This window comes from Pseudomonas sp. 10S4, from assembly GCF_034344865.1.
Taxonomy (GTDB): Bacteria; Pseudomonadota; Gammaproteobacteria; order Pseudomonadales; family Pseudomonadaceae; genus Aquipseudomonas.
The window spans coordinates 5,097,712-5,111,675 of record NZ_CP133774.1; the positions used below are offsets into that span (position 1 = coordinate 5,097,712).

Genomic DNA, 13,964 nt, shown 5'->3' on the forward strand with positions numbered 1-13,964 from the left:
CTGTTAGTACCAGTTTCTATAGAAGGGAGAGTTGGCAATGCCGAGCAGAGCATCGTCACCTGATGAGTCTCCGTAGGCATAAATGTAAAAGTCATCAAGGTTGCTCAAACAGCCTTTCAGCCGTGTGACTTTTTCTCTCTCAACACAGTTGGTACCTGATATCCCGCCAGTCAGTTTGTTCTTCGCAGTCGCCAGGCGGGTGCCGCATATATAGTCAAAACCTGCTGCCTGCCCCCAGGGAATCAGATAGTTCTCCGGCGAGTTGCTGACCAGCGCCGTGACATGTCCCATGGACTGATGCCATTGCAGCCGGCGCAAGGCCTCGGGCCTGAGCCAGAGCGGTAGCTGTTCGGTAATGAAATATTTGGCATGTTCGCGCTCTTGCTCAACTGACAGGCCGCCCAGATAGCAGGCAATGAACGCGAGGCGCGCCTGCATCAACGGTGTGATACCAAGGATCACACTGAGCATTTTGGGCAGTAGGGGAACGATCCTTAGCCAAAACGACTTGGTTCCCACGATAAAACGCATGTAGCGCCAGAACGTATGCCTGTCGGTCAGTGTGCCGTCAAAGTCGAAAACGGCCAGTACCGGTTGTGTGCTATTTGCTTGCATGGATCTCTTCCTTGAGAGAGATAATCTCGATAGTTCTGGGCAGTTTGAAGCCTGAGAGGTAGCGCGAGAGCAGGGTGGAGATAGCGCTCTGGGTCAGGTCACCGCTCCCTTCAACGCACAGGTGCAATACGTTGACCTCCTTGTTGTCAGGGACGATGTAAGCCTTTGCGCGCACCACGCCAGGATGCTTCAGGGCAATGGATTCGATTTCGGTCAGGTCGACCATTTGCGCTTTAATCTTCGAGATTCGCAGGCGTTGGCAATAGAAGAACACATGTCCATCATCGTCCCGCCAGACCAGATCCCCCGTGTGTAGCCAGCCATCACGGAAGAACCGGGCATTGGCGTCTGCTGCATCGTTATATCCGTCAATCACCATCGAGCCGCGTATCAACAGTTCGCCGATACGCCCAGTTGCGACGTCTCGACCCTGAGCATCGACGACCCGCAGTTCTACGTTGCGAATCGGCTGCCCCATGGCGCCTCGATGGACCTTGCCAATCGAACTCTGGACTATCACTGGCATGCTCTCGGTCAATCCATAGCCTTGCAGCACCGGATTGCACCCCAGCAGCCTTCCCAGTTTCTCGGCTTCGTCGGCCGGTAGATGGCTGCCACCTGAATAAATCATCAGTTGTGGGTGCATCGGCAATAGCGCGCCTTTGCGTTTGGCCAGTCGCGTATTGAAGTAGCGAATGACGTCAGGCACCAGGCAGGCAAAGGTGACCTGATGCTGGGACAAGACTTCCGCCAGATCCCTATTGAGCAGGGTGTTGGTCATTAACAGGGTGGCGCCCACGCTCAATGGAAAGACCATCATCACGGACAGTCCGAAGATGGCATACAGCGGCAGCGTCACCAGATGAACGGATCCGACCCCTTGAAGATGAAACTGCTCATGCAGCCCATCGCTCGATTGCGTCAGGTCAAGGTAGCGGTGAGAAACGGCCAGAGGTTTACCGGTGCCCCTATACGTGAACTGTACCGAGACGATCGGATTGCCTTCGGGCAGTAACAAAGGTTCGGCCTGTCGAGGAAGCTGTGAATCGGCCGTTGCGTTGTCGGGCAGGGGAGAGGATGGCTCGCTTGCGGTGTTCAACACCAAGGAGTGCTGAACGCCGTAGGCAGGCTGAAATGTCTCGCTATGTTGCTCGAATAGCGTTTCGGTCGTCACGACCAGCGTCGGCCGGGCAATACTGATGACGCTGCTCATTTCGAATGGCGTCAGTTTGTAGTTGAGGATAACCGGAGTCGCCCCACGCCCGATGATCGCCAGATAGTAAGCGATGAACTCCACCCCATTGGGTAGAACAACCGCCACTTTGTCGCCCGGCAATACACCTAGACTTTTGAGTGCGCCGTTGCACTCTTCAGCCTTTATTCGCAACCCACGGTAAGTGACGGTCTCTTCTTCCGCGTCCAGGTTCCTGATAGCAATGTGGTCTGGGAACGATTCTGAAAAACCGACGAACCGATGCAGAAAACCTTCTTTATATGAAAGGCTTTTCATTTACCAACCTCTCTCAATCCTTGAAGTAATGGTTAGACAAAAAAAGTACTACAGAGGCAGGCTATATATGAACTGTTTCAATTACGCATTTATGTAGTTATTTTTCCGGTACCAGTCCAGGGTGTCGGTCAATGTTTCAGCTACGGGGCGGAACTTGCACTCCAGCTCTTTTAGGCTTTTGTTATGGCTGAAATGAGTGCGCCCTTGCTCTTGCTCTATGAGTTTTACGGTGGAGGTACTGATGAGTACCGGCTTTTTCGTAACTCGGTAATAGCCTTCATATATCAAGGCAATTATTCGCAGCATGAACAACGGGATTTTTCGCTCCGGGGCTTTTACGCCGCTGACACTGGAGAGTGCCTGGAAAATGCTTTTCATGTTCATATGGTTACCGGCTGCCAGATAACGTTCTCCGGATCTGCCGCGTGTGATTGCTGCGAGCTGATGTTCCGCCACATCCCGGGCATCTACTACGGAAAAACTTCCAGGCAGCACGCCAGGCAATTTCATTCCGACAAAGTCGAGCAGGAACTGTCCTGATGAAGTTGGGCCGATATCCCCGGGGCCAAACATCCAGCCCGGTAATACCATGGCGATGAACATGTCCGGGTGTTGCAACAAAAATTCCTGAATTTTTTGCTCGGACAGTATTTTACTCAAGTAGTAATCGTCAGCATCCGATTCGCTGCGAGACATCGTCTCATCGATCACTTGGTCTTTATTGCCCTTCAATACGGCAATGGATGAAGTATGGACTGCACGACGAATGCCGGCGGCGTAAGCAGCTTGCAATAATCGCTCGGTCCCGGTGACGTTGGTGTCATACAGTTTCTGCCAGTGTTTTCCACCTTTGTAGCTGTCGCGGAAGTAGGCAGCTGTATGAAACAAGGCATCACAGCCTTGTAGGGCATGGCTGAAGGCGTCGACATTGAGCATGTCGCCTTCGACAAATTCGACAGGCAGATTGCCGAACTGCTTCTTGGCTTTCTCTACGGAACGAACCAGTGCTTTTACTTTGATATTTCGCTTTAAAAGCGCATGAACCAGATTATTACCGAGCAGGCCAGTAGCGCCTGTAACGAAGGCATATTCCATTAAAATCCAGCTCCTGTGGGGTAACCTGCTGCTGCATCGAGATTGATGTCACTGGTCTCGATGCTCTGATCAGGTGTTGGCTGAACCAACGACGCAAGTAAAAACCATTCGGTATCTGAAAATCAAGTGGTATTTCGTTATGAGCATAGAAGTGACGTCGCTAAATTTGACTTTAGGCTAGTAAAATCAGTGTTTTAGCGCTTGAACGGCAGTGAATGTTTCACCTGGATTGGGAGGATTAAGGCCATCGAAATAAATTTTTCGCCGCTCGCCGTCGGCCTCTTGGGGGTGTCACAAGACAACCTTGCTGATTCGATCGATCGGGTGGGCCACGCGTCAGGCTGGATACCGAAGTACCTGAGCGTGCGGGAGCTGACACCTCTTTTTGAGTTGCAAGCGCTTGCAATGCCGGCGCTGCATGTCGATGCAGTGCATCTCGCCGCCTCCGTCCCCATACATGGCATTTACATGGCACTTTTTAAAAGCTTAAATGTAAATTGATTAAGATGGTCATAGTATAAGGTATAGTCGTTAGATCCGTATTTGCAGTGAATAGCAAGCTTGTTGCATTCAGTTACAAATAGATATTTTTGTTTGGCCAGAGGAGCCGAAGGTGTGATTAAGAAGAGATTGGGTCGTGAAGAAAGTCAGCAAGTAACAAGAGACAAGTTGTTCGATACTGCCACTGATCTTATGGTTAGGAAAGGCTTTCACTCCGCCAGTGTCAATGCTATATCTGAGGAGGCCGGCTTTTCAAAGGGAGCATTTTTTCAAACTTTACAAGTAAGTCAGACCTGCTTCTACAATTAACCCAGAGATTCAAGCGAGTTGAGATCGATCGATTGGGTGTTACTCTGGCTGCTGGATATTCATCAGAAGAACTGGCTCATGGATTGAATTCTTATATTGATACACTTAAAGATAATGCCAGTTGTGCGATTCTTGATGCTGAGCTACAACTGATTGCCTTGCGTGATGAGGAGTTTTCAACGCATTACTACGCCCTGCATCAGGAAAATAGTGAGGCTTTGGGAAAGTTAATTACGATTATATTCAGTCATGCAGGTAAGAAGCCTCCTTTGGAATGTGCCACTCTTGCAAAGACATTCACCGCGCTGTCGGAAGGTTTGATACTGCAAGGACATAAAGACCCGGCTTCTGAAATAAAATTGGTATTAAACTCGCTTATTCAGACAGCAGAGCCCTTATAGAGTATTTTCCAATCTTGTGGCAAATGCATTATTCACATGTCCGAGGCCCAGATCTCGGACAGGATGTGAGTGGTCCCCCTCTGTGTTTCGACAAACTTTCGGTGCTGTTTTCGCTAACTAGAAACCTCCATTGGTTGTAGTGGTGCGTTGCTGCTTTATGCTTCAAAAAAAGTACAAAAACGCTCAGCGAAACACCGAGCGGTCACTTCGGGCAACTGTTCAGCACACCTGAACGAATGCCGTGGATGAATATTTTGTCCTGAACTCAATCGTGCTGGAGCAGGAAACGTTTCGCAACGTTAGTGCTGCCAATGTCGGTATCGATCAGGCTTTTCAGCTTGATCATAAGCTGGCCGGCGCGGCGCCTGACACCCACGAAGCCGTGCATTCGAGCATCGAGTCGTTCAATGGGCAATCATTGGCCAGGACAGTCTGAGGCAACTCAGGCAGGGCTTTGGTCGCGCAGCAACTAGCGATCAGTTCACATATAAGTTGTTGCCCGACCTAATACTTCTAGAACCAAGTCTCCATTTGCACTCCCAATTGCCACTCGCCGCCGGACTTGAAGTCCTTCAGACCAAAATCGTCTGTTGCGCTGAAGTTATCCAGGTCCCTGGACCAATTCATGTAGGTGGCGAACAGACGCAGTTCCGGGCGAATGAAAAAGTCACCGGTCTGGGCCTTGAAGGTCGGGGCGAAGGTGAGTTTCCAATAGTCGCCCTTGGCTGCCTGGCGGCCATCGTAGCCCAGTGCATTGAGGTTCATGGTCTGCCAGCTCAGTTCATATTGCATTTCGAAATTACTGGTCAGTTCGTTGGCCAGGCGCACGTTGAGCGTCGTGTAGCGATAGTCGTCGCCGGGGACGTAACGATTCTTGCTCTGCTCGGTTATCAAGGTCGGTGCGATGCGCCAGTCTTGATTAAGGCGGGTATGGCCATAGAGCGCCAGGCGCAATGTCTGAGCCTGGTCCAGCAAGTCGCCGTCGGCACCAATGCTGTTGACCTCCGCCCCCAGCCCTTGGCCATACAGCAGCGCCGCCTTGAAGTAGCCTTCTTGACCAAAGAAATCGGGGCGGTGGTAGGCGAGCATGCCATGGGCGCCACTCGTGGCAGGGCTGAATCCGGACTTGTTCACCCGAGTATCCCTGGCGAGTTCCTGCCTGCTCTTGTCGTTCAGGATGGCATCGTTCTGCCCTGAAGAAATGCCATTGAGCATGACCTGCCAGCGACCCTCGTCGAAAAATTGATTGAGGGTCGCGACATAGCTGCGGATGTCCTTATTTTCCTCGGTGCCGAAGTCACCGTAGGAGCGGCTCATCAACGATGCATTGATGCGCCAGTCTTCAGCCAGGTGCACGTCGTAGATACCACCGCCGGTCCCGGCCAGGAACACTATCCCCCTGTCGAGCCAATGGATATCGTAATTGTCCCGATCAAAGCGCTTGCCCGCCCACAGGGTGGCATCGCGCAGCAGAGGACTGTCTTGAAAGGACGTTAGGTGACTAAGTTCGGCGTAGGCCTGGCGCACATTGAGCGCACTTTGTGCCGCGGTCCAGTCGTTGGGCGTCTCCAGACCGTCGGCGAGCATCAGCGTGTACTTGGAGCGTGTTCCGTTGGCGGCTTGGCTCTCCTTGGTGAACTTGGCTTCCATGTAGGTATCGACTTCATTGCCCAAGCGGCCAACCGCGCCACCTACCGAGCCGGCGGGGTCACGTAAGGGCCGCCGCGACCGGCACCTGATTTGTTGCTCATGATCCCGGAGCGGGCATAGCCTCCGAAGGTGAAGCCATCGCTCAATTGCTCGGTCGGAGTGGCTGCAGAGGCGGTCGCCGGAGGAGGGCTTTGGAGGGACTGTTGATTGGCTTCTACCCGCGCAACGCGTTGGTCGAGGGCAGTTTGTGCAGGCGTCGGCAGCCTGCCGGTGACTTGCTGGTTGAGGTGTTCGACTTCCTCTCGCAATCGCGCTGCATCGGTTTCGGCCATCGAGGCTCTTGCTTCGGCGGAGGAGGTCCTGGCTTCAAGTCTGGCAAGACGCTCTTCGATGCTTTGCGCCGGCGCGGCGAACAGTTGCGGGGAGAGAACCAGCAAGGAAAATACAGCCAAAGGCCGGCAAACCTCAGTACGCATAAATAACCCTCTTGTTTTTGTATTTGGGTACCGCAAACACCTTTCGAACATATCCCCGGCTCCAGTCGGGCTGGGGCTTCTGCGGGATCGTTCAGCGCGATATCTGCGCCCTTTGCATTGCGCTCCACTTGACAGCTAACCGTTTGGGGATGCGTAATGTGGCGCGATGTTAACGTTAACTTAAATAAAAACAAGAGGGTCGTCACATGCAGCTTGCAGTCAAACGTGAGTACTGGCTTATCAGTGGTTTGTTGTTTTTCTTCTTCTTTTCGTGGTCATCCAGCTATTCGCTTTTCTCGATCTGGCTTCATCGAGTCATTGGACTGAATGGCACGGAAACCGGATTTATTTTCGCAGCCAACGCCATTGCGGCACTGCTGATTCAGCCGTTCTATGGCGCTCTTCAAGACCGACTTGGGCTGTCCAAAAAGCTCCTGGTGTGGATTGGCATCCTGCTCTGTGCCGCCGCCCCGTTTGCGATTTATGTATATGCCAGCCTGCTGGCGCAGAACGTGGTGTTGGGCGCCGTGGTCGGCGCGGCTTTCCTGGCGCTTGCAATGCTCGCGGGAGTGGGCGTGATCGAGTCGTATACGGAGAGGCTGTCGCGTCATGCGGGATTTGAGTTCGGGACAACCAGAATGTGGGGGTCGCTGGGCTGGGCCAGCGCGACAGGCATTGTCGGCGTGGTCTTCAACATTGACCCGGACATCGCGTTTTACATGAGCAGCACTGCCGGCGTCGTGTTCTTGTTAATCCTGTTTCGACTGGATTTGAGCAGGTTCAACCAACCAAAAGTGCAAACCGGTGAGGAAGCCGCCAAGCCCGTACGCCTGCACGATCTTTGGACATTGCTGACACTGCCGCGTTTCTGGGCATTCAGCTTGTACCTGACTGGTGTGTGTGGGATCTACATGATCTACGAACAGCAGTTTCCGGTGTATTTCTCCTCGTTTTTCCCCACCCCAGAGGAGGGCACCCGAGCCTACGGCTACCTGAATTCATCCCAGGTACTCGTCGAGGCGGTATTGATGCTATTCGCCCCCTGGGTGGTCAGCCGCACGGGCGCCAAATACGGATTGATCCTGGCCGGCAGCATCATGTTCGTGCGTATTCTTGGCTCCGGGCTGGCAACGGAGGCCTGGACCATCGCTGCCTGCAAGATGTTGCACGCTTTGGAAGTGCCAATCCTGCTGGTCTCGATATTCAAATACATTTCGTTCAACTTCGATTCCAGGTTGTCCGCCTCTATCTATCTGGTGGGATTCCAGTTCGCCCAGCAATTGACCGCAATGCTGCTGTCGCCGCTCGTGGGCTACGGCTACGACCATATTGGGTTCTCGAGCGTTTACGTGCTGATGGCTGGCCTGGTCGGTGGTTGCCTGCTGCTGTCATGGAACCTGTTGCGCACGGACCCGGTCCGAAAACCCTCCCAAGCAAAGGTTGCCGAATCGCTGGAGCTTCCTGCCATTGCTCAATCTGCCACTCGTTACGAACCCTAGAAAGGACCAAGCCATGCACGCTGCACTGCTGGACGAAGCGCATCGCGCCATCGAAACAAAGCTACCCGAACGCGGCGACGACTATCGCCTCGGTTATCACCTGTCGCCGCCGGTGGGATGGATGAATGACCCCAATGGACTGGTTTTTTTCGCGGTGAATACCATGTGTTCTACCAGCATCATCCTTACTCTGCGCAGTGGGGGCCGATGTTTTGGGGGCATGCCAAGAGCCGCGACCTGGTGCATTGGGAACATCTGCCCATAGCGCTGGCCCCCAGCGATTCCTATGACCGTGACGGGTGTTTTTCAGGATCGGCGGTGGTCGCGGACGATACGCTTTATCTGATCTACACCGGGCACACCTGGTTGGGAGAACCGGGCGATGACCAGAACATTCGCCAGGTCCAATGCCTGGCCAGCAGTACGGATGGCATTACCTTTACCAAGCACGGGCCGGTGATCGAAACACCGCCCGATCCGCAGATCATGCATTTTCGCGACCCAAAAGTCTGGCAGCGAGGCGAGCAGTGGTGGATGGCGCTTGGCGCTCGTCAAGGCGACGACCCGCAACTCCTGCTCTATCGCTCCGAGGACCTGCATCACTGGGAGTATCTGAGCTGTGCCCTGCAAGGTCAGCGAGAGCCGGACGGCTACATGTGGGAATGCCCGGATCTGTTCGAACTGGATAGCTGCGACGTTTTTCTCTATTCGCCGCAAGGCCTGAAGCCCAGTGGCTACGACAACTGGAACAAGTTCCAGAACAGCTATCGAATGGGCCTACTAGACGACACCGGGTGCTTCAGCGAATGCGGTAAGCTGCGCGAACTTGATCACGGTCACGATTTTTATGCCGCGCAGACTCTGCTGGCACCGGACGGGCGCCGCCTGTTGTGGGCGTGGATGGATATGTGGGACAGCCCGATGCCGAGTCAGGCGCAACACTGGTGTGGTGCGCTGTCGTTGCCCCGCGAGCTGAGCCGCGACGGCGAACGGCTGCGCATGCGTCCGGCCCGGGAGTTGGCGGCGCTAAGGACGTCACGACGGATGCTGCAGATCGGAGCAGTCGAATCCCGGAGCCACACACTTGATGTACGTGGTGCCCTGCTAGAGTTTGAGCTTGAACTGGATCTGGCCGGCAGCAACGCTGAGCGCTTTGGCCTGGCGCTGCGCTGCAGCGAAGACCAGCAGGAGCGGACATTGTTGTATTTCGATGCCATGGCCCGCCGACTGGTTCTCGACCGGCAAAACTCGGGAGCGGGCGTGAGCGGTGTTCGCAGCGTCCCGGTGACTGTCGAGCAAACGCGGATAGCCCTGCGGATTTTTCTCGATCGCTCTTCCATTGAAGTGTTCGTCGACGATGGCGCCTATAGCCTTACCAGCCGGATTTATCCACGGCCCGAAAGCCTCCAGGTCAGCGCTTTCGCAGTTAATGGGGTAGGGGTGTTCGGGGAAACTTCTGTCTGGAACCTCGCCGATCTCCAACTCTGAATGCACCTGAAGTGCCATTCATGCAGTCTGCTGCCAGGCATCGTGTTGTCATGCTTTTATCAAGCATGACATGATGCCCGGCCAGACAAGCAAGGGCACCCGCGAATGGCTTCAGTTAAAGATGTCGCACGGCTGGCGGGGGTTTCCTTCATGACCGTTTCCAGGGCACTCAACACTCCGGAAAAGCTGAACCAGGAAACCCTGGCGAAAGTTCGTCAAGCGGTCGAGGCCTTGGGCTATGTCCCCAGCCTTTCTGCTCGCAAGATCCGTGGTGGTCACTCCAGTGGCAAGACCATTGGCGTCTTCGCGCTGGATACCGCGACAACCCCCTTCGCCGTGGAAATGCTCCTTTCAATGGAGCGCACGGCACGAGAAAACGGCTGGAACGTTTTCATCCTCAACGTGTTCGAAGCGCCGCCGAGTCAGCAGGCCATCGACCTGATGCTGTCCCATCAACCCGACGGGATCATTTTCAGCGCCATGCAGTTACGCACCGTGGAGATCCCCCCGGTGCTGCGCAGCCTGCCGCTGGTGCTGAGTAATTGCATGAGTTCAGAACCCGGCGTGGCCTGTTACGTGCCCGACGACGCAGACGGTCAGTATCAGGCCGTGCGACAGGTGCTGAAACGAGGCTACCGGCATCCGTTGTGCATCAACCTGCCGCAAGCCAGCCTGGCCTGGGAGCCGCGCCAGATGGGATTGCGTCGTGCCCTCACAGAGGCCGGGATGTCCGCGGACGATGTTCCTCAATACAACCTGTCGACCGATGACGCCTATCAGGAAACGATTGGAGTACTGGAGAACCAATTGCGGGGATTAAAAGGAAGACCGGCATTCGATCTGCTTATTTGCGGTAACGACCGCATCGCGTTGGTCGCCTATCAATTCTTGCTCGGTCGCGGTTTGCGTATTCCGGCCGAGGTGGCGGTTCTGGGTTACGACAATATGATCGGTGTTGCCGAGTTGTTCTATCCGCCGTTGAGCACTGTGCAACTGCCGTATTACGAGATGGGGCGTCGCGCTGCCCAGTATGTGATTGAAGGCAGGAACGAAACCACGATTCACAGGGTTGAATGCCCGCTGGTTGAGCGTGAGTCCTGTTAACAACGATGTTGCATGGCCCGCACAGTTCAGTAGTCGTCCGAACGCCTTCACTCCTCACCCGATCTGAAACAGACCGACAAAGTGCGCGCCAAGACGCGCACCTTGATCAGTACTTACTCGGCACTTCTGTCGTTATGGCTGGAGACGAATTGCCGAAAGCGTTCGGTGGGCAAACCTTCGAACAGTTCTGCTGGCGTACCCTGGGCGTCGATCAGGCCACCGTGCATGAACACCACCCGATTCGACACGTGCCGGGCAAAGCCCATCTCGTGCGTGACTACTAGCATGGTGCGGCCTTCTTCGGCCAGAGAACGCATCACCCGCAACACCTCTCCAACGAGTTCAGGGTCAAGTGCCGAGGTCGGCTCGTCGAACAACATGACTTGGGGATTCATCGCCAGTGCGCGCGCTATCGCTACGCGTTGCTGCTGTCCGCCGGACAAGTGCGCGGGGTAATAGTCGCGGCGATCGTACAGGCCGACCTTGTGCAACAGGGCCTCAGCTTCCTCGATACATTCGGCACGGGAGCGCTTGAGAACCCGCATTGGGCCCTCAATGACGTTCTGCAGCACCGTCATGTGCGCGAACAGGTTGAACGCCTGGAAGACCATGCCCAGGCAACTGCGCATGCGTTCAACCTGGCGGCCGTTGCTCGGGGTCTGGCGGCCGTCGGCATGCTGCTTCATTTCGATCACTTCACCATTGACGCTAATGATGCCTTGATCGGGCGTTTCCAGAAGGTTAATGCAACGCAGGAAAGTACTTTTACCGGATCCACTGGCGCCGAGGATCGAGATCACGTCGCCCTTGTGGGCTTCCAGGGAAATGCCCTTGAGGACATGTGCGTTGCCGAAGGACTTCTGAATGTTAGTTACCGACAAGGCTGAAGCGGGCTGAGTGCTCATGGCATGCTCCGTATCAAATCAAGAATGGGTAGGCAGCGAAGGGCTGGCTTTTTTGATGGCGTCGACCGGCCGCTCACGCAAGTGCGGCGAGAGGCGATACTCGAGCCAGGCGACAGCACGCACGACCAGGAAATTCAGCACCAGGTAGATCAAGGCCGCGCAAATGAACACTTCCATCGTGCGATAGGTGCGCTGGATGATCTGTTGAGCGACGCCAGTGACGTCCCAGACAGTCACCAGGCTGGCCAGCGCCGTGGACTTGACCAGCAAAATGGCTTCGGTGGAGTAGGCCGGCAGGGCCTGGCGCAAGGTAACCGGCGCAATGATCCGGCGTAGCAGTTCCCAGGGCGACATGCCCACGGCCTTGCCCGCCTCAATCTGCCCCTGTGGCACGCTGAGCAGTCCGCCGCGAATGATTTCGGCGGTATAACCAGCAGTACACAAGGCCAGTGAAGCTACCGCGCAGCCATAGGGCGACCGAAGCAGTACCCAGGCGAAGCTGTCGCGAATGGCCGGGAACTGGCCCAGTCCGTAGTAAATCAGGAACATTTGAATCAGCAGCGGCGTACCGCGAAACAACATGATGTAGAACCGCGCTGGGTAGCTGAAAAACCACCAGCGGCTGACCCGCAGGCTGACAATGCCGACAGACAGGGTCAGGCCGATCACCAATGAGCTGAAAAACAGCGTCAGCGTGGTGGGTAGCGCGGCCAGAAGCTTGAGCATGGTGTCCGCGAGGAACGGAAAATCGATCATAAGTGTCGCTCCCGACTCGAACTAGACTGGGCTGCGCTGACGCGTACGGCGCACGCGAGCTTCAGCCATATGGAAAAGCCGACCGGACAGGCCAGTGAGAATGAGGTACACAGCGCCCCCGATGATGTAGAACGTGAAATATTGACGAGTGGATCCGGCCGCGACCTGACTGGCACGCATCAACTCCACCAAACCGATGACTGAAATCAGCGCTGAGTCTTTCAGGCTCATTTGCCAGACATTGCCCAACCCGGGCAGCGCGAATCGCAGCACCTGGGGGACCAGAATCCGTTTGAAGCGCATCGCGCGGGTCATGCCAATGGCCAGCCCGGCTTCAAGTTCGCCTTTGGACACCGCGAGAAAAGCGCCACGGTAGACTTCAGCCTGATAGGAGCCGGAAATCAGCCCGACCGCCAACGCCCCGACCAGAAAGGGCGGCACGTCGATATAGCCTTCACCGCCGAACCAGTGGCCAACCGCGGTCACCACACTGGCTCCACCAAAATAGAACAAGTAGATCACCAGCAACTCGGGGATCCCCCTGAACAGTATCGAGTACAGATCTCCCAGCCAGCGCAAACTGCGCTGGCGGGATAGCTTGGCAGCAGCGACCAGGCTGCCAAATACCGCCCCCACCAGCAGGGCTGCCAGGGTCAATATCACGGTCATGCCCGCTGCCTTGAGCAGCGCCATTCCCCAGCCTGAGTCACCGAAACTGAGTAGCTGCAAGAGGTTCATAGAGGGTCCCACTTATGAAAAGGTTTAAGCAGGCCCGGCAACCATTACGGTGCCGGGCCATTCAGAATCATTGCTTAGGGGTAAGGTCTGCCTTGAACCACTTCTCGCTCAGTTTCTTGATCGTACCGTCAGCCATGGCTTCCTTGAGGGCTGCGTCGAACTTGGCTTTCAGCTCAGGGTCTTTCTGACGGAAGCCCAGCGCTTCGCCTTCACCCCAGATCGGACCTTTGATGACAGGCCCGGTAAAAACCAGCGGTTTGTTCTCAGGCTTGTCCATGACCGAGTTGAAGAAAGTCACGTCATCGAACGATACGTCGATACGGCCGGCAAGCAGATCGAGAATGGCTTCGGCGGAGCTGCCGTACTCACGGATAGTCGCCACATCCTTGAAGTTCTGATCAATGAATGAGGTGTAAATCGTGCCCGAGGCGATACCAATGGTTTTGCCCTTGAGTGCCTTGCGCAGCTCTTCAACGCCGGCGCGTACTTCCTTGGCATCGGAACCCAGCGTAATGGCGGCATCGGCACCGGTTTTACCCGGCAACAGATCGGCTTTGAGCGCGACGAAACTGGCCGGTGTCTGGGCGTAAGGCGTCGAGAAGGCCATGACCTTCTGGCGTTCTTCGTTGATGACAATGGCGTCCATCAGCACGTCGAATTTACCGGCATTGAGGCTGGCGATCATCCCGTCCCAGTTCTGTACGACGATGTTGCACTTGAGCTTCATGCGCGGACAGATGACATCCATCAGCTCCGGTTCGAAGCCGCCGATTTTTCCACCCGGGAGCGTCAGGTTCCAGGGCTCATAGGCGCCCTCTGTTGCAATATTCACCGAGGTCCACTCTTTGGCCTGCAGTGCCGGAGCACAGGCCAGAACCATTGCACTGAGCGCTACAGAACCCAACCAGCTTGATTTC

At 55.3% G+C, this 13,964-nt stretch carries 13 protein-coding genes and 2 pseudogenes; 7 read left to right on the plus strand and 8 right to left on the minus strand.

The window, feature by feature from the left end:
- Positions 1-3: 3 nt before the first annotated feature.
- From RHM58_RS23920 to RHM58_RS23930, 3 genes are all read right to left on the minus strand, one after another.
- Entirely contained in the window at positions 4-615 is a 612-nt protein-coding gene (locus RHM58_RS23920; protein WP_201256856.1) for an HAD-IB family hydrolase, read from the minus strand.
- Positions 602-2,125, minus strand: coding sequence for a class I adenylate-forming enzyme family protein (locus tag RHM58_RS23925; protein WP_322268358.1), 1,524 nt, complete (start codon positions 2,123-2,125; stop codon positions 602-604). The genes RHM58_RS23920 and RHM58_RS23925 overlap by 14 nt, the downstream gene beginning before the upstream one ends.
- An 81-nt stretch (positions 2,126-2,206) precedes the next feature.
- Positions 2,207-3,220 (minus strand): SDR family oxidoreductase, encoded by a 1,014-nt coding sequence (locus RHM58_RS23930; protein ID WP_201256854.1) that lies wholly within the window; start codon positions 3,218-3,220, stop codon positions 2,207-2,209.
- A 201-nt stretch (positions 3,221-3,421) separates the two neighbouring features.
- Here RHM58_RS23930 and RHM58_RS23935 point away from each other — a divergent pair, with 201 nt between their 5' ends.
- The 4 genes from RHM58_RS23935 (at position 3,422) to RHM58_RS23950 (ending at position 4,867) form a co-directional block, all read left to right on the plus strand.
- The gene (locus RHM58_RS23935; protein WP_322268359.1) at positions 3,422-3,721 is read left to right on the plus strand and encodes a hypothetical protein; all 300 of its coding nucleotides are present in this window, start codon (positions 3,422-3,424) and stop codon (positions 3,719-3,721) included.
- A 192-nt stretch (positions 3,722-3,913) separates the two neighbouring features.
- Positions 3,914-4,030: a TetR/AcrR family transcriptional regulator gene (locus RHM58_RS23940; RefSeq protein ID WP_322270891.1), complete on the plus strand. Its 117-nt coding sequence runs from the start codon at positions 3,914-3,916 to the stop codon at positions 4,028-4,030.
- 32 nt (positions 4,031-4,062) lie between these two features.
- A complete protein-coding gene (locus RHM58_RS23945) occupies positions 4,063-4,431 on the plus strand; it encodes a hypothetical protein (RefSeq protein WP_322268360.1) in 369 nt (122 codons plus the stop codon).
- A 241-nt stretch (positions 4,432-4,672) separates the two neighbouring features.
- Positions 4,673-4,867 (plus strand): hypothetical protein, encoded by a 195-nt coding sequence (locus tag RHM58_RS23950; RefSeq protein ID WP_322268361.1) that lies wholly within the window; start codon positions 4,673-4,675, stop codon positions 4,865-4,867.
- Between the two features lie 77 nt (positions 4,868-4,944).
- On the opposite strand, the pseudogene RHM58_RS23955 reads toward RHM58_RS23950, so the two are convergent.
- A pseudogene (locus RHM58_RS23955) lies at positions 4,945-6,557 on the minus strand (carbohydrate porin).
- A 206-nt stretch (positions 6,558-6,763) separates the two neighbouring features.
- On the opposite strand from RHM58_RS23955, the gene RHM58_RS23960 reads away from it, so the two are divergent.
- The 3 genes and pseudogenes from RHM58_RS23960 (at position 6,764) to RHM58_RS23970 (ending at position 10,648) form a co-directional block, all read left to right on the plus strand.
- Positions 6,764-8,056 carry an MFS transporter gene (locus RHM58_RS23960; RefSeq protein ID WP_201256850.1) on the plus strand — a complete coding sequence of 431 codons (1,293 nt, stop codon included), beginning with the start codon at positions 6,764-6,766 and terminating at the stop codon, positions 8,054-8,056.
- A 13-nt stretch (positions 8,057-8,069) separates the two neighbouring features.
- A pseudogene (locus RHM58_RS23965) lies at positions 8,070-9,544 on the plus strand (glycoside hydrolase family 32 protein).
- Positions 9,545-9,649: 105 nt separating this feature from the next.
- Positions 9,650-10,648, plus strand: coding sequence for a LacI family DNA-binding transcriptional regulator (locus tag RHM58_RS23970; protein WP_201256848.1), 999 nt, complete (start codon positions 9,650-9,652; stop codon positions 10,646-10,648).
- A gap of 113 nt (positions 10,649-10,761) precedes the next feature.
- Here the strand turns inward: RHM58_RS23970 and RHM58_RS23975 are convergent, their stop codons facing one another.
- The 4 genes from RHM58_RS23975 to RHM58_RS23990 form a co-directional block, all read right to left on the minus strand.
- A complete protein-coding gene (locus RHM58_RS23975) occupies positions 10,762-11,553 on the minus strand; it encodes an ABC transporter ATP-binding protein (RefSeq protein WP_322268362.1) in 792 nt (263 codons plus the stop codon).
- Positions 11,554-11,571: 18 nt separating this feature from the next.
- The gene (locus tag RHM58_RS23980) at positions 11,572-12,309 is read right to left on the minus strand and encodes an ABC transporter permease (protein ID WP_201256846.1); all 738 of its coding nucleotides are present in this window, start codon (positions 12,307-12,309) and stop codon (positions 11,572-11,574) included.
- A gap of 21 nt (positions 12,310-12,330) precedes the next feature.
- Positions 12,331-13,047: an ABC transporter permease gene (locus RHM58_RS23985; RefSeq protein WP_201113906.1), complete on the minus strand. Its 717-nt coding sequence runs from the start codon at positions 13,045-13,047 to the stop codon at positions 12,331-12,333.
- 67 nt (positions 13,048-13,114) lie between these two features.
- The gene (locus RHM58_RS23990; RefSeq protein ID WP_416195337.1) at positions 13,115-13,879 is read right to left on the minus strand and encodes a transporter substrate-binding domain-containing protein; all 765 of its coding nucleotides are present in this window, start codon (positions 13,877-13,879) and stop codon (positions 13,115-13,117) included.
- Positions 13,880-13,964: the final 85 nt, after the last annotated feature.